The organism is Bacillus sp. FSL R7-0685 (assembly GCF_038002425.1).
Classification (GTDB): Bacteria; Bacillota; Bacilli; order Bacillales; family Bacillaceae; genus Bacillus; species Bacillus subtilis.
Map to the genome: position 1 here is coordinate 509155 of NZ_JBBOCN010000001.1, position 14776 is coordinate 523930.

At 44.8% G+C, this 14776-nt stretch carries 16 protein-coding genes; 13 read left to right on the forward strand and 3 right to left on the reverse strand.

The window, feature by feature from the left end; translation table 11 throughout:
* The first annotated feature begins 63 nt into the window (after positions 1 to 63).
* The 7 genes from dctP (at position 64) to MKY50_RS02665 (ending at position 6197) form a co-directional block, all read left to right on the forward strand.
* Complete coding sequence (gene dctP, locus MKY50_RS02635; protein ID WP_014475862.1) at positions 64 to 1329, forward strand: C4-dicarboxylate transporter DctP; 1266 nt, start codon at positions 64 to 66, stop codon at positions 1327 to 1329.
* 147 nt (positions 1330 to 1476) lie between these two features.
* On the forward strand, positions 1477 to 2529 hold the full coding sequence (locus MKY50_RS02640) for an AI-2E family transporter (protein WP_015252777.1): 1053 nt from the start codon (positions 1477 to 1479) through the stop codon (positions 2527 to 2529).
* Positions 2530 to 2648: 119 nt separating this feature from the next.
* Positions 2649 to 2813, forward strand: coding sequence for a hypothetical protein (locus MKY50_RS02645; protein ID WP_014475863.1), 165 nt, complete (start codon positions 2649 to 2651; stop codon positions 2811 to 2813).
* On the forward strand, positions 2806 to 3732 hold the full coding sequence (locus MKY50_RS02650) for an ABC transporter ATP-binding protein (protein WP_024572052.1): 927 nt from the start codon (positions 2806 to 2808) through the stop codon (positions 3730 to 3732). Before MKY50_RS02645 ends, MKY50_RS02650 begins: the two co-directional genes overlap by 8 nt.
* The gene (locus tag MKY50_RS02655) at positions 3725 to 4492 is read left to right on the forward strand and encodes an ABC transporter permease (protein ID WP_015715273.1); all 768 of its coding nucleotides are present in this window, start codon (positions 3725 to 3727) and stop codon (positions 4490 to 4492) included. The genes MKY50_RS02650 and MKY50_RS02655 overlap by 8 nt, the downstream gene beginning before the upstream one ends.
* Positions 4493 to 4586: 94 nt before the next feature.
* Complete coding sequence (locus MKY50_RS02660; RefSeq protein WP_003225151.1) at positions 4587 to 4922, forward strand: hypothetical protein; 336 nt, start codon at positions 4587 to 4589, stop codon at positions 4920 to 4922.
* Positions 4923 to 5051: 129 nt separating this feature from the next.
* The gene (locus MKY50_RS02665) at positions 5052 to 6197 is read left to right on the forward strand and encodes an acyl-CoA dehydrogenase family protein (protein WP_003234334.1); all 1146 of its coding nucleotides are present in this window, start codon (positions 5052 to 5054) and stop codon (positions 6195 to 6197) included.
* Positions 6198 to 6220: 23 nt separating this feature from the next.
* Here the strand turns inward: MKY50_RS02665 and fbpB are convergent, their stop codons facing one another.
* Positions 6221 to 6400, reverse strand: coding sequence for a Fur-regulated basic protein FbpB (gene fbpB, locus MKY50_RS02670; protein WP_010886410.1), 180 nt, complete (start codon positions 6398 to 6400; stop codon positions 6221 to 6223).
* On the reverse strand, positions 6354 to 6518 hold the full coding sequence (locus tag MKY50_RS02675) for a Fur-regulated basic protein FbpA (protein ID WP_003225157.1): 165 nt from the start codon (positions 6516 to 6518) through the stop codon (positions 6354 to 6356). The genes fbpB and MKY50_RS02675 overlap by 47 nt, the downstream gene beginning before the upstream one ends.
* A 247-nt stretch (positions 6519 to 6765) precedes the next feature.
* Between MKY50_RS02675 and MKY50_RS02680 the strand changes: the two genes are divergently transcribed.
* Positions 6766 to 7638, forward strand: a complete 873-nt coding sequence (locus tag MKY50_RS02680; protein WP_014475869.1) for a cation diffusion facilitator family transporter — start codon at positions 6766 to 6768, stop codon at positions 7636 to 7638.
* Between the two features lie 14 nt (positions 7639 to 7652).
* Here the strand turns inward: MKY50_RS02680 and MKY50_RS02685 are convergent, their stop codons facing one another.
* Positions 7653 to 7973: a thioredoxin family protein gene (locus MKY50_RS02685; RefSeq protein WP_038427414.1), complete on the reverse strand. Its 321-nt coding sequence runs from the start codon at positions 7971 to 7973 to the stop codon at positions 7653 to 7655.
* A 153-nt stretch (positions 7974 to 8126) separates the two neighbouring features.
* Here MKY50_RS02685 and MKY50_RS02690 point away from each other — a divergent pair, with 153 nt between their 5' ends.
* The 5 genes from MKY50_RS02690 (at position 8127) to MKY50_RS02710 (ending at position 14664) form a co-directional block, all read left to right on the forward strand.
* Positions 8127 to 9212: a D-alanine--D-alanine ligase gene (locus tag MKY50_RS02690; protein ID WP_141949503.1), complete on the forward strand. Its 1086-nt coding sequence runs from the start codon at positions 8127 to 8129 to the stop codon at positions 9210 to 9212.
* Between the two features lie 71 nt (positions 9213 to 9283).
* Entirely contained in the window at positions 9284 to 10657 is a 1374-nt protein-coding gene (locus MKY50_RS02695; RefSeq protein ID WP_213407889.1) for a UDP-N-acetylmuramoyl-tripeptide--D-alanyl-D-alanine ligase, read from the forward strand.
* Positions 10658 to 11056: 399 nt separating this feature from the next.
* Entirely contained in the window at positions 11057 to 12541 is a 1485-nt protein-coding gene (cshA, locus tag MKY50_RS02700; protein WP_003246685.1) for a degradosome RNA helicase CshA, read from the forward strand.
* A gap of 172 nt (positions 12542 to 12713) precedes the next feature.
* Positions 12714 to 13193 carry a PH domain-containing protein gene (locus MKY50_RS02705; protein WP_003234318.1) on the forward strand — a complete coding sequence of 160 codons (480 nt, stop codon included), beginning with the start codon at positions 12714 to 12716 and terminating at the stop codon, positions 13191 to 13193.
* Positions 13183 to 14664 carry a PH domain-containing protein gene (locus MKY50_RS02710; RefSeq protein ID WP_029317325.1) on the forward strand — a complete coding sequence of 494 codons (1482 nt, stop codon included), beginning with the start codon at positions 13183 to 13185 and terminating at the stop codon, positions 14662 to 14664. Before MKY50_RS02705 ends, MKY50_RS02710 begins: the two co-directional genes overlap by 11 nt.
* Positions 14665 to 14776: the final 112 nt, after the last annotated feature.

The following is a 14776-nucleotide window of genomic DNA, read 5'->3' on the forward strand; positions in this document are numbered from 1 at the left end:
TGAAAACGCTATCATTATAGTAAGAAAGACACAAAAGGCGAATAGGACAGGGGGATGAAGGATATGAAACTGTTTAAAAATTTAACAGTTCAGGTCATAACCGCGGTCATCATCGGGGTCATTGTCGGGCTGGTCTGGCCGGATGTCGGCAAAGAAATGAAACCGCTTGGCGATACATTTATCAACGCTGTTAAAATGGTGATTGCACCAATTATTTTCTTCACAATCGTTCTCGGGATTGCAAAAATGGGCGATATGAAGAAGGTTGGAAAAGTAGGGGGAAAAGCGTTTATCTATTTCGAGGTTGTCACCACCCTCGCACTCATTATCGGTTTATTTGTCGTCAATATTATGAAGCCGGGTGCGGGTCTTGATTACAGCAAGCTTGAAAAGGGTGATGTATCACAATACACGCAAAATGGCGGTCAGGGAATCGACTGGATTGAATTTGTTACACACATTGTTCCATCCAACATGGTTGATGCCTTCGCAAAAGGGGACATTTTGCAGGTCTTATTCTTTTCTATTCTTTTCGGAGTGGGTCTTGCGGCATTAGGCGAAAAAGGAAAAAGCGTCATTGATTTCTTCGACAAGGTTTCTCACGTTTTTTTCAAAATTATCGGCTACATTATGCGTGCCGCGCCAATCGGGGCATTCGGGGCGATGGCGTATACAATCGGACACTTCGGGCTCGATTCCATCAAACCGCTGGCAAGCTTAATGATGTCTGTTTATATTACGATGTTCCTGTTCGTATTTGTTGCTTTAAATATCATCTGCAAGCTTTACGGATTCAGCCTGTGGAATTACCTTCGCTTCATTAAGGATGAGCTTTTGATCGTGCTTGGCACAAGCTCTTCCGAATCGGTGCTTCCGCGTATGATGGATAAAATGGAGCGCTACGGCTGTTCCAAATCCGTTGTCGGGCTAGTTATTCCGACGGGCTATTCGTTTAACCTCGACGGCACATCCATTTATTTATCAATGGCGACTGTCTTTTTGGCACAGGTGTTTGGAGTAGACCTCAGCATCGGCCAGCAAATTACGATTATCCTCGTTCTGATGCTGACATCGAAGGGAGCGGCAGGTGTGACGGGAAGCGGATTTATCGTCCTTGCCTCAACGCTGTCAGCGCTGCAGGTCATTCCGCTGGAGGGTCTTGCACTCCTGCTCGGGGTTGACCGTTTCATGAGTGAAGGAAGAGCCATTGTGAACCTGATCGGAAACGGAATTGCCACGATCATTGTTGCAAAAAGCGAAAATGAATTTGATGAAGCAAAAAGCGTAGAGGCTGTTGAAGGCATGAAAAAAATGAAAACAGCAGTCTGAAAAAAGAACGGCCCATCCATGGGCCGTTTTTTTAATTGTTTAAGAATTATTAAGGTAAGGACAGAGACCTCAGCATTTTTTTGTTATATAATTTACAAATGGATACTATATTGAATGAAGGACGTTTGTCCTAACAGGAGTGTATAAATGGCCGCTTTAGTTAAATTTTTTCAGCACCCGGGAGTAAGGCGTTTCTCCATCTTTGTCGTGTTAACTGGTGTGTTATATCTATTTAAGAGCATGATCAACTTAATATTGCTTACCTTCATTTTCACATTTCTAATGGATCGTTTGGAGCTTGTCGTGCGGCAGTTTGTAAGCCAGTTCTTCCGCGTGAGCCAGCGGGTTGTCATTACGTTTCTTTACATGTTGCTGGCTGTGCTGCTTACAGTCGGGGGCTTTGTGTTTTATCCGGTCGTCGCGGCGCAGATCCAGCAGCTGGTAAAGCAGATTAAACATATTGCGTATCATCCTGACAGCATCCCTTTCTTTGATGAGATCACCAGTGTCTTCGGAGATATTAACATCAGTTCATATGTCAAAGAGGGCTTCAATGTAGTGTATACGTATCTGGCCGATATCAGCACATTCGGCTTGCAGGTCGTGATGGCGCTCATTCTCAGCATGTTTTTCTTATTTGAGAAAAAACGGCTTTCTGAATTCATGGCGAAATTTAAAACGAGCAAACTGAGGGTCTTTTATGAGGAGATTGCTTTTTTCGGAAGCAAATTTGCAAGAACGTTCGGCAAGGTGCTTGAGGCTCAATTTATCATTGCGCTCGTCAACTGTATTCTGACGTTTATCGCGCTTTGGATTATGCATTTTCCGCAGCTGTTTGGGCTTTCGATTATGGTGTTCTTCCTTGGATTGATCCCTGTAGCAGGCGTCGTCATTTCCCTGATTCCGCTCAGCATTATCGCCTACAGCACTGGCGGTGGAATGTATGTGCTCTACATTGTCCTTGTCATATTCGCCATTCATGCGATCGAAACCTATTTCTTAAATCCGAAGCTGATGTCGGCGAAAACAGAGCTGCCAATCTTTTTCACCTTCACAGTACTCATTTTCTCTGAACACTTCTTCGGCATTTGGGGTTTAATTATCGGGATTCCGATCTTTGTGTTTCTCCTTGATATTCTGGATGTCACCAACAAGGAAGATAGGTCTAAAGGACCCCGAGAGAATAGCGATAAAATGTAGTTTAAAATCGAATAATGAGTGTGCCTCGATCTGCCGGCCTGCCTGTTCAGGGCATGGAATTAAGACTCGGAATCGGAGCTTGGCATTGCTTCGCACAGTGGTGAACACAACAGGTGACAATGCCTGTCATCATTACAGAAACTGAAAAGAACAAACAGTCGGAGCAAACGCTCATCATCGGTTTAACCAAACATTTGGAAGCAACAAATGCTATAATACAAACAGTGCCTAATGTTGGGCACTGTTTATTTTTTGTCGAAAAAGGAGGAAGGCTTTATGGCTGAGCCGATTTTACATATTGAAGGCCTCGATAAAAAGATTGGGTCTAAACAGATTTTAAAACAGATCAGCATGGACGTCATGGAGGGTGAAATCATCGGCCTTCTCGGTCCAAATGGTTCCGGAAAAACAACACTCATCCGTATCATCGTCGGGCTGCTGAAACAAAACAGCGGAAGCGTGACAATCAGCGGATTCCAGCATGATACAGAGTTTGAAAAAGCGATGGAAGCGGTTGGAGCGATTGTTGAGAACCCTGAGTTCTATCCGTACCTGACAGGCTGGGAAAACCTCAAGCACTTTGCGAATATGCACAAAAAAATAGCGGATGAACGGCTTGATGAAGTGGTGGAACGTGTCGGGCTGACGTCAGCGATTCATGATAAGGTGAAAACCTATTCCCTTGGGATGCGCCAGCGTCTGGGAATCGCCCAGGCAATTCTTCACCGGCCGAAGCTTCTCATTCTAGATGAACCGACAAACGGCCTCGATCCTGCGGGGATGAAGGATTTTCGCGATCATATTAAGGAACTCGCAGAAATGGAAGGAACAGCTGTCCTGTTCGCCACTCATTTATTGCGCGAGGTTGAAGACTTGTGCGACCGTGTCATCATCATTCAAAAAGGTGAGATCAAAGCGGAAGTCAGCTTACAAGGAACTGATCAAACCACAGAAAAAGCGATTATAGAAGTGCAGCCGCAAGAAAAAGCGCTCAATTGGCTGACAGGCAATCAATATCAAGCTGAGAGCCAAGACGGGACGATTGTAGTTGAGGTGGCAAAAGAAAACATACCGGAGCTGAACCGATCACTTGTCGGACAAGGTCTGAATGTATTTTCCATTACGCCTTACACACAGTCACTGGAAGACGAATTTATAAAAGCGACAACAGCTCATCAAGAGGAGGGAGAAGAGCTTGTCTAAATTGATTTGGAATGAACATATGAAACTTTTTAATCGGAAGGTCACTTTGGTTTCCCTTATCCTGATGGCTGTCTTTCAATTCTTCATGGCATTGATCATTAAACGGATTGTCATCAGTGCCGGAACAGATGAAAACTTCATCGGCTATTTATCGTATACACCGAGCCTGAACATTTTGCTGCAGGCTTTAACGATCGTAATTGCAGCAACAATTGTTTCGATGGAATTTGATAAAAAGACGATCAAATTTTTGCTCATTCGTCCGGTTAAACGCCAAAAGGTCTTTTGGTCAAAATTAATCACAGTCGTGATGGTCAGCTTCTATTTGTATTTGGCATACTACATTCTGGCATTATTATTCGGTCTCGTGTTTTTTGGCACATCGGTGACTGCGGAATCAAAGACATTGCTGGTCAACACCTTGGCGCTGATCGGGTCAAACTGGCTTGAAGCTGTAATGATGGGATTATTCGGGCTGCTTTGTTCTTCGCTGTTCCGCAACAGCGCGGTAGCAGTTGTTGTTTCTTTTGTCGTTTTATACGGAGCGAGTACACTTGTTCAGCTCATGAAGTTGTTTGAAAACAAGTGGGGCAGCTTTTTGCTTTTTGCGAACACTGACTTTACGCAATACAGAAGCGGAGAGACAGCGTTGTTTTCAGGCATGACGCCATTGTTTTCAATTGGAATTCTCATCATACATGCCATATTCTTCATCGTTGTTGGCTGGTGGTGCTTCTGTAAACGGGATGTTCGGGTCTAAAGGCAAGGAATGACATTTTTGTGAAAAAGCTCACGTAAATCAATATCAAGTGATATTTTGGTTTATACTAAAGGTACTGACGGAGGTGTCTCGATTGAGGAACTTTATTACCGCTTTACCGATTGTATTGCTGCTTGGATTCTCATTTGTGTCATTCATGTTTCAGTTTGAACATCTTGTTTATTTCAGGCTCGCGCTTGGGTTGTTTTCTCTCGTGGGACTGTACATGATATATAAAATGAAGACGGGCATCCGCTATTTTATCATCTATCTGTATGCCAGCTGGATTGTGTTGGCCGCAGTGACCGCTTTTGAAGAGCCGATTTTCTCAAGCTTTTTCTTTGGCGGCCTGGTGATGACCATGGGTTACCTGACATATATGCTGATTTATCTCGGCATGAAACAAGACCGGGATGCAAATCCTGTGTAATCACGCTGTTCCCTTGGGGAACGGCGTGTTTTTCTATACTGGACAAAAAGATTAACAGTTGCGGAAAAATGGCAGGAAATCTATAATACATATTAAATTTATCGGAATTAAAACTTGGGGGGCTGCCGGATGTCATTATTTATACAAAACGATCAACAGCGGCAATGGATGGAGAAAATCGGACGGATTGCGGATGAATTTCAGCAAACAGCTGCTGAAGATGACGAACAGGGACGTTTTCCTGCAGAGAAAATACAAAAATTGCGTGATGCTGGGTATACAGCATTAACATTGCCGGCATCTCATGGCGGAGGGGGCATTTCTGTTTACGATATGCTCCTGTTTCAAGAACGGCTTGCACGGGGAGATGCTCCGACGGCTCTTAGCATCGGCTGGCATTTGAGCGTGATCGGGGAGCTTGGAGAAGGCAACAGCTGGGATGAAGACGTATTTGCATTTGTTGCCAAGGAAGTCCAAAACGGAGCTGTCATTAACAGGGCGGCGACTGAAGCGAAAACCGGAAGCCCGACAAGAGGAGGGCGTCCCGGTACACACGCCGTCAAAAAGGATGGCAAATGGGCAGTGAACGGGAGAAAAACCTTTACGACGATGTCACAAGCTCTGGATTATTTTTTAGTAACCGCATGGATTGAGGACAAACAAACAACAGGCGTGTTTCTCATTCATAAAGATGATCCCGGCTTGTCGATTGAAGAAACGTGGGATATGATGGCGATGCGGGCGACTGGGAGCCATGACCTTGTACTGAACGAAGTCATGCTTGATGAGAATAAGCTGGTGGAACTGCTTCAAGGGCCTCGCGGAGCTAAGCCGAATGGCTGGCTGCTTCACATTCCGGCGATCTATCTTGGTGTTGCTCAAGCTGCTCGTGACTATGCAGTGCAATTTGCATCTGAGTATTCTCCAAACAGCTTGAATGGACCGATCAAGAATGTCCCGGCCGTACAGCAAAGAACAGGCGAAATGGAGCTTGAACTGCTCAATGCCAGACACTTTCTTTTCCATATCGCTCAATTGTATGACGATCCGGTGCGGCGTCCACACTTGACCAGCGAGCTCGGTGCGGCGAAACATATCGTCACAAACGCTGCGCTGTCTGTTGTTGATAAAGCGATGAGAATTGTCGGGGCCAAAAGCCTGGAACGAACCAACCCGCTTCAGCGCTATTACCGTGATGTGCGCGCCGGTCTTCACAACCCGCCGATGGATGACGCCGTGATACACAAGCTGGCAGCTGAAGCGTTTGAGTCATAAAAAAAGAGCCTAGCCGGCTCTTTTTATGTATTGTTTTGCTCTTGCAGATTTTTTTGATGCTTGCGGTCAATTCTGTCATAAATAACGTTCATCAGCTTTGGATTGCCCATAATCGCCTCTTTGTTTTCCTGGATCAGCTGTTGGTAAGTTTTCACTTTACGCTTCGGCATGCTCCGGCGCCCTCCTGACATGTTTGTATTCACTTTCTAACTCCGTCAGCGACAATTCATACAGATGACGCTTTGACTTTTTGTATATACCATTCTGTATTAACAGATGAATGAGCTGTTTTTTTCTGATTTCTGCAGACTGAGGTGTCATTGTGTCACCAACCTCCAATCAAACGATATTGATAATCATTATCAATTAAATTCAGTATACAATGTCCGCAATCGCCTGTAAAGGTGAAAACAGTCCTATTCTTTCGCCAATTTACAAACATTCAACAAATCGACAAAAAGTTTCCCGGACAATAATTTGCTGTCGAAATATTCCGCTTCATTGAACGCACCCTGCTATTTTTCATGTTTTGAACCATACTATGTAATAGAATGGAGGCTGGTATTCAATGGAGCGGACAGAAAATCTGAAAAAGGGAGAAAAAGGGGCGCTCCTCAATATTTTTGCATATGTCATTCTTGCTGTTGTAAAGCTAGTCATCGGGATTCTATATCATTCTGAAGCGCTGAGAGCAGACGGGTTAAATAATGGAACAGATATTGTTGCGTCAGTAGCAGTGCTGATAGGATTGCGGATTTCTCAAAGACCGGCTGACAGCGATCATCCATACGGCCATTATCGGGCTGAAACAATTTCGTCTCTTGTTGCGTCTTTTATTATGATGGCAGTCGGCATTGAAGTGTTAATCGGCGGAGGAAAAGCGATTGCGGGCGGCACAACGGAAACACCAAATCTTATCGCGGCATGGACGGCGTTAGGCAGTGCTGTGTTTATGTATGGCATCTATTTATATAACAAAAGGCTGGCAGCGTCCATTAAAAGCTCTGCCCTGATGGCAGCGGCAAAGGACAGCAGGTCAGACGCTTTTGTAAGCGCCGGCGCGTTTATCGGTGTTTTTTCGTCCCAGCTGAAGCTGCCGTGGATTGATCCGGTAACGGCTTTTATCATCGGCATCATCATTTGCAAAACAGCGTGGGATATCTTTAAAGACGCTTCACATTCCTTAACAGACGGCTTCCATTTAAAAGATCTTGAGCCTTACAAACAGACCGTCGGCAGGATCGAAAATGTGCATCGCCTAAAGGATGTGAAAGCGAGGTATTTAGGCAGTACAGTTCATATCGAGATGGTCATTACGGTTGATCCGAAGCTTACAGTAGAAGAAGGCCATGGAGTGGCGGATGAAGTAGAAGACAAAATAAAACATGAACACGATGTAACTCATGTTCATGTTCATGTAGAGCCTGACGACATAAAATAAGGCTGTTTAACGAATTAGCTTATATGTTCAGATAAAAATTCAATCACTTCTTCAGGCGTTTTGGCATTGGCGCTGTGAAGGTGAGCTGTTTTTTCACCGTTCTTGAAAATAAGCAGGCTGGGAATGCCCATTACTTGGTATTTTTCAGCCAGGTCAGGAAGCTCGTCCTTATTCAGCTCATACCAATCGTTTTGATTGTATTCTTCCAAAATATCGCCGATGAACATATTCATGCGTGTGCAGTCTGGGCACCAATCAGCATAAAACTTTACAATGATTTCTTTATCGGATTGAATCAGTTCATTAAATTGTTCGTTTGTTGTGATTTTTTTCATATGTCACATCTCCTTTTCAATGCCATTTTAATATAAAATAAAAAGGAATTACATACAAATGCATTCAACATCAGCATGCCCAAAAATAATTAGATCATTTTCCGGTGAAAATGATAAGATAGTAAAGATGAATTGTAGTGGGGGGAGTATCCATTGAAAACAAGTCTAGGATTAGTGTACGGAGGAAAGTCGGCAGAACATAATGTTTCCCTGCAGACGGCTCTGGCTGTAATCAAAGCGCTAAATACTGAGAAGTTTGATATACATCCGATTTATATAACAGAAAAAGGCGAATGGGTTAGAGGCGCCCGTTTAACTGAGCCTGTTTCAAACGTGAAAATGCTTCAATTTGAGCAAGGAGGCAATGCTTTTTCTCCAGCTGCCCTGAACCAGGAGATGTTTCCGCAGGAAGCGTCACAGCAAAATGAAGCCATCGACGTCGTATTCCCGCTCCTCCACGGACCGAACGGAGAAGACGGTACGATCCAGGGAATGCTCGAGCTGTTGAACATTCCTTATGTCGGCAACGGAGTGCTTGCTTCCTCAGCTGGCATGGATAAAGTTGTCATGAAACATTTATTTGCTCAGGCCGGCCTTGCTCAGGCTAAATACGCAGCTTTCCTTAAGAAAGACTGGACTCGTTCTCCGAAAGAAAGCTGTGAGCAGGTTGAACAGGAATTAGGCTACCCTTGCTTCGTAAAACCGGCGAACCTCGGCTCAAGTGTCGGAATCAGCAAATGCCGAAACCGTGAAGAACTGCAAAAAGCATTTGAGCTTGCTTTCCAATATGATCGCAAAGTCGTCGTTGAAGAAGGAATTAACGGCCGCGAGATCGAAATCGGCGTTCTTGGAAATGACGATCCTAAATGCTCTGTTGTGGGGGAAATCGCACCGAAGACGGATTTCTACGATTACAAAGCGAAATATGAGGATGGAGATACTGATCTGATGATTCCGGCGATTGTGACTGATGAGGAATACGCAACAATCAGTGATATGGCGATCAAAGCGTTTAAAGCGATCGATGGTTCAGGACTCGTCAGAGCGGACTTTTTCCTGACAGCTGACGGCGAAGTTCTGATCAATGAAGTCAACACAATGCCTGGCTTTACACCTTTCAGCATGTTCCCGCTGCTCTGGAAAGAAGCCGGAGTGGAATATGCTGACCTGATTGAACAGCTTGTGGAGCTTGCAAAAGAACGCCACGCTGAAAAACAATTGATTAAACATACATTCTAATGAAGAAGGACACTGCCGGTAAAAGGGCAGTGTTTTTTCCCGTATATACAAAAGAAAGAGAGGGACCTTACTTGATTAAGCGAACAGTAAAAAACATTGCCGAAATGGTTAAAGGCACACTAACAAATCCGCAATATGAACAAACAGTCATTCATGGAGTGGCAACCGATACAAGAAAACTGGAACAACATCAGCTCTTTATTCCGCTGAAAGGGGAACGTTTTGACGGCCACTCTTTTGTGGAGCAGGCCTTTGAAGCTGGTGTAGCGGCTGTTCTTTGGGATCGGTCAGTACCAAATCCGCCCGAGAATCACGCCGTCATTTTAGTGGACGATACCCTTACTGCACTTCAGCAGCTTGCAAAAGCCTATTTGCAGGAGCTTGGCACGCGTGTCATCGGAGTAACCGGAAGCAATGGCAAAACGACAACAAAAGATATGATTCACGCCGTACTGGGGACCAAGTACCGTGTCCACAAAACTGGAGGAAACTTCAATAATCATATCGGTTTGCCGCTGACAGTTTTAGCGATGCCTGAAAATACGGAGATCGCCGTATTGGAGATGGGAATGAGCGCCAAAGGAGAAATTGACCTCTTGAGCCGCCTGGCAAACCCGGATGCGGCAGTGATTACGAATATCGGCGAATCGCATATGCAAGACCTCGGCTCTAGAGAGGGCATCGCGGAGGCGAAGCTTGAAATCATTAACGGGCTTAAAGAAGACGGAGTGCTGATTTATATCGGGGACGAACCGCTCCTTCAAAATGCATACAGCTGCCAGACGAAAACGTACGGTACGGGAACGCATAATGATTATCAGCTTCAGGATGTCAGCCAGGGTGAGGAAGGAACCCATTTTACAATCAAAGGGATAGAAAAAACGTTTTTTATTCCGATACTCGGCAAGCACAATGTGATGAACGCCATGGCTGCAATTGCTGCAGGGGCTTATTTTGGCATCGCGCCTGAGGATGCGGCAAAAGGACTGAGCGGCCTTAAGGTAACCGGTATGAGACTTGAACTCATCAAAACAGACAGCGGCCTTTCGATAATCAATGACGCTTATAATGCGAGCCCGACTTCTATGAAAGCTGCAATTCAATTGACAGAAAGCCTTGAAGGCTACGGCAAAAAAATGCTCGTGCTCGGTGATATGCTTGAGCTCGGCGATCTTGAAGAAACGTTCCATAAAGAGTGCGGCGCTGTGATCAGCCCTGAGAAAATTGACCGCGTCTTTACGTACGGAAAACTGGGAGCTTTTATCGCGGAAGGCGCCCTGAAACACTTTGAGAAAGACCGCGTCAGCCATTACACTGAGAAAAAAGATCTCCTCCAAGCTGTGAAGGAAAACGCATCAAAAGGCGATTTGATTTTATTCAAAGCGTCCAGAGGTATGAAGCTTGAAGAAATCGTTAAAGATTTAATAGAGAGCCCGCTTTCGTAAGAAAATATTTTGCGAAAAAACGCATATTGCATCATAAAATAACATGATGTGCAAACACTAATGTATGCCGGCCGAAAATTATGTATATCTGGCCGGCTGCGGCTATGATACAATATATATAGGTTATTTCGCGATACGAACATATTCGTCCGGACTTTTCATCGTGACCCGAAGTTCTCCGCTGGATTCTTGGGAGCGGATGGAGCAGCAGCCGGCATATTCGAGATGCCGATCTGCTTCTCATCTTATTGAAAAACAAATAGTGTAATGGTAAGATAAAACTTAAAGTAATTCGGGCTTTGTATACGGATGGATCCTGTCCTTCTTGTCTAAAGGGCAGTTTTATAAGTGGTAAATCACGACATTACTGAAACAGCAATTAGAAGGAGTTTGAATAATTTGACTATAACGTTTCAAGATTTTAATTTAAGTTCTGATCTCATGAAAGCAATTAATCGTATGGGATTTGAAGAAGCAACACCGATTCAGGCACAAACGATACCGCTCGGACTTTCAAATAAAGACGTCATTGGACAAGCGCAAACAGGTACAGGTAAAACAGCTGCGTTTGGTATACCCCTTGTTGAAAAAATTAACCCCGAGTCTCCTAATATTCAAGCAATCGTAATCGCGCCAACCCGTGAATTAGCCATTCAAGTATCTGAAGAATTGTATAAAATCGGACAAGATAAACGTGCGAAGGTTCTTCCTATTTACGGCGGACAGGATATTGGACGGCAAATCCGGGCGTTAAAGAAGAATCCGAATATTATTGTCGGAACACCTGGACGTCTTCTTGACCACATCAACCGCCGCACCATTCGTTTAAACAATGTAAATACTGTTGTAATGGATGAAGCGGATGAAATGTTGAACATGGGATTCATTGATGATATTGAATCTATCCTTTCAAACGTGCCAAGCGAGCATCAGACACTTCTGTTCTCTGCCACAATGCCTGCGCCGATCAAACGCATTGCAGAGCGCTTTATGACTGAGCCGGAACACGTAAAAGTAAAAGCGAAAGAAATGACGGTTTCTAACATTCAGCAGTTCTATTTGGAAGTGCAAGAACGCAAAAAATTCGATACACTGACTCGCCTTCTTGACATTCAGTCTCCTGAGCTTGCGATCGTATTCGGACGTACAAAACGCCGTGTCGATGAGCTGGCTGAAGCCCTGAATCTTCGCGGATATGCAGCTGAAGGAATTCACGGTGACTTAACGCAGGCGAAACGTATGGTTGCGCTTCGTAAATTTAAAGAAGGCGCAATCGAAGTTCTAGTCGCAACTGATGTTGCCGCTCGCGGACTTGATATCTCAGGTGTTACACACGTATACAACTTCGACGTGCCTCAAGATCCTGAAAGCTACGTTCACCGTATCGGAAGAACGGGCCGTGCAGGAAAAACAGGTATGGCGATGACGTTCATTACACCGCGTGAGAAAAGCATGCTTCGCGCAATTGAACAAACAACAAAACGCAAAATGGACCGCATGAAGGAGCCTACACTTGATGAAGCGTTAGAAGGCCAGCAGCAGGTTACTGTTGAACGTCTTCGCACAACAATCAGTGAAAACAACCTGAACTTCTACATGACAGCGGCAGCTGAGCTGCTTGAAGATCATGATGCAGTAACAGTGGTTGCGGCGGCTATCAAAATGGCTACAAAAGAGCCAGACGACACACCGGTTCGCTTAACAGACGAAGCGCCGATGGTCAGCAAACGCTACAAGAACCAGCGCTCTTCTAAACGCAGAGACGGTCAAGGCGGCGGCTACCGCGGCGGAAAAGGGAAAAGCAACAACCGTTCTTCCTACGATAAAAAGCGTTCAAACGATCGCCGTTCTTCAGGTGACAGACGCCAGAAAAAATCTTACTAATTTGATCGATTCAGAGTCCAAAACATGATGTTTTGGGCTTTTTTATGTTCGCGATTTGTTATTCAGCAAACTTTCAGCTGACGGAAGCCATTTTTCTCTGTATGCTTAAGAATGAAACCTTTCTGTAAAAGAGACGTATAAGTATCGACGAGAAAAAGGGAGGTAGGTATTTTTGAGAGAGCAGCCAAAAAACCAAATCAGTCCAGACGGATTAAAGGTTTGGCGACTTCAAGAGATCATCATATCCGCTGTTTGCTTGCTTATTGTCATTGCAGTTGCAGTGTTAAGCTATTATTTTCATTGGCCGTACTGGATCAGCGGCGTGCTCGGCGCGGTTTGGCTGCTGGGATCGATTGTGACGGTCTTTATCATTCCGAAGGTCCGTCATAAGGTGTGGCGATATGAAGTCCATGAACATGAAATAGATATTCAGTCAGGTATTTTTGTGGTAACACGTGTGATTGTTCCGATGGTCAGAGTTCAGCACGTCGATACGTCACAAGGGCCATTATTAAAAAAATACAACCTGGCAACGGTGAAAATTTCCACGGCCGCGACCGTTCATTCGATCCCCGCTTTAGAGATGGAGGAAGCGGATCGGCTGAGAGACTCCATTTCCCGTCTGGCGAGGGTGACTGATGATGATGTCTGAACCGAAACGCCTGCACCCGGCAGCAGTCATTTTGAATTTATGCCATACCATTATTCAAACGATAAAAAATATCATTCTGCCATTCTTTTTTGTGTATATTGTCAATTCAAACCATACTGTCCGTTTTTACGGAGCCATTGCGCTCGGTGTGCTATTCATCTGGCTTGTAGCGGCAAGCATTATCAAATGGAGAAGGTTTACCTATCGAATTGAAGATGATGAATTTAGAATCGAAGAAGGCTTATTTGTTACGAAAAAGCGATACATATCGATTGATCGGATTCAAACGATGAATACGAGCGCGGGCCTTGTCCAGCAAATCTTTAAGCTTGTGAAGCTGCAAATTGAAACAGCAGGCGGAGGCAAGGAGGCAGAAGCCGTTCTTTCTGCTATTTCTGTTGAAGAAGCCGAACGCATCAAAGAAGCTGTCTTTAAGAAAAAAGCGCAAAGACGAGAAAATGAACTTGATGAAGAACGGCTTGAAGCTGAAGAGGAGTTGGTTCCGGCCGTTGAGGTGCAAGAGCACTATCGCATGAACGCGAAAGAATTGCTCATGGCCGCTTCTACCTCCGGCGGAATCGGAGTCATTATCTCCGCTGTATTTGCACTTATTTCCCAGCTTGATGAAGTGCTGCCAATGGATTGGTTATTTGATAAATTTTCCTTCCTTCAGCACGCCAGTATTGGTATTTACGCGGTACTCATTTTTATCGGTTTATTTATCGCCTGGATTTTCAGCATCGCGGGCATGATGTTTAGATACGCGAACTTTCAAATCATAAAAAAAGAGCAGGAACTGGTGATTTCAAGGGGAATTATTGAAAAACATCAAGTCACGATTCCGTTGCGAAAAATACAAGCCATTAAAATCAAAGAAAATATCATTCGCCAGCTTTTCGGCTTTGTAACGGTGTCCATCGTCAGCGCAGGAGGCGGCGACCGGGAAAAAGAAGAAGGCGCTTTGACCATTCTCTTTCCAATGATTCATAAAAAAAAGCTTCCGCACATGCTCCGAACATTTACGCCGGAATATACGCTGGAAGAAAACTGCCGCCGCCTGCCGCGGCGCGCGTTGAAACGCTATTTGTTCCGTTCTGTCATTTTTTCACTCTTTTTGATCATTCCGTTATGTATCTTCTTTCAGCCATGGGGCTATCTGTCAGTCAGCCTGCTGCCGATAGAGTTGCTCTTCGGCTATCTCGCGTATAAAGAGGCTGCATGGACGATCAACGGGGACCGTCTTCAGCTGACGTCTAGATTTATAGGCAGAACAACCGCCATTGTACTGAAAAAACGAATGCAGGTCTGCAAGTTCAGCCAATCCTATTTCCAAAAGAAAGGCCGCTTGTATACCATTTCTACTTCGGTGAAATCATCGAGCCATATGGAAGAATTAACGGTGAGGGATGTAGGTGAAGAGGATGCAGCCTTCATTTTAAAGTGGTACTCATATGAAAAAGCGGACGGTTAATACCGCCGCTCCAGCGTGTCGACAAACCCTCGCATTCGTTGTCAGGACTGCGCTTCGGTGCTCACGAATTAGAACATTCGCTCCGCTCCTATGCTCGTCCTTCCTAGACTTC

What these genes read in the sequence shown, in the direction of transcription:
- MKY50_RS02665 (WP_003234334.1), top strand. Translation starts at nt 5,052, where the DNA reads ATGTCATTATTTATACAAAACGATCAACAGCGGCAATGGATGGAGAAA.
- MKY50_RS02650 (WP_024572052.1), top strand. Translation starts at nt 2,806, where the DNA reads ATGGCTGAGCCGATTTTACATATTGAAGGCCTCGATAAAAAGATTGGG.
- MKY50_RS02645 (WP_014475863.1), top strand. Translation starts at nt 2,649, where the DNA reads ATGCCTGTCATCATTACAGAAACTGAAAAGAACAAACAGTCGGAGCAA.
- MKY50_RS02685 (WP_038427414.1), bottom strand. Translation starts at nt 7,973, where the DNA reads ATGAAAAAAATCACAACAAACGAACAATTTAATGAACTGATTCAATCC.
- dctP (WP_014475862.1), top strand. Translation starts at nt 64, where the DNA reads ATGAAACTGTTTAAAAATTTAACAGTTCAGGTCATAACCGCGGTCATC.
- MKY50_RS02680 (WP_014475869.1), top strand. Translation starts at nt 6,766, where the DNA reads ATGGAGCGGACAGAAAATCTGAAAAAGGGAGAAAAAGGGGCGCTCCTC.
- MKY50_RS02640 (WP_015252777.1), top strand. Translation starts at nt 1,477, where the DNA reads ATGGCCGCTTTAGTTAAATTTTTTCAGCACCCGGGAGTAAGGCGTTTC.
- MKY50_RS02675 (WP_003225157.1), bottom strand. Translation starts at nt 6,518, where the DNA reads ATGACACCTCAGTCTGCAGAAATCAGAAAAAAACAGCTCATTCATCTG.
- MKY50_RS02710 (WP_029317325.1), top strand. Translation starts at nt 13,183, where the DNA reads ATGATGTCTGAACCGAAACGCCTGCACCCGGCAGCAGTCATTTTGAAT.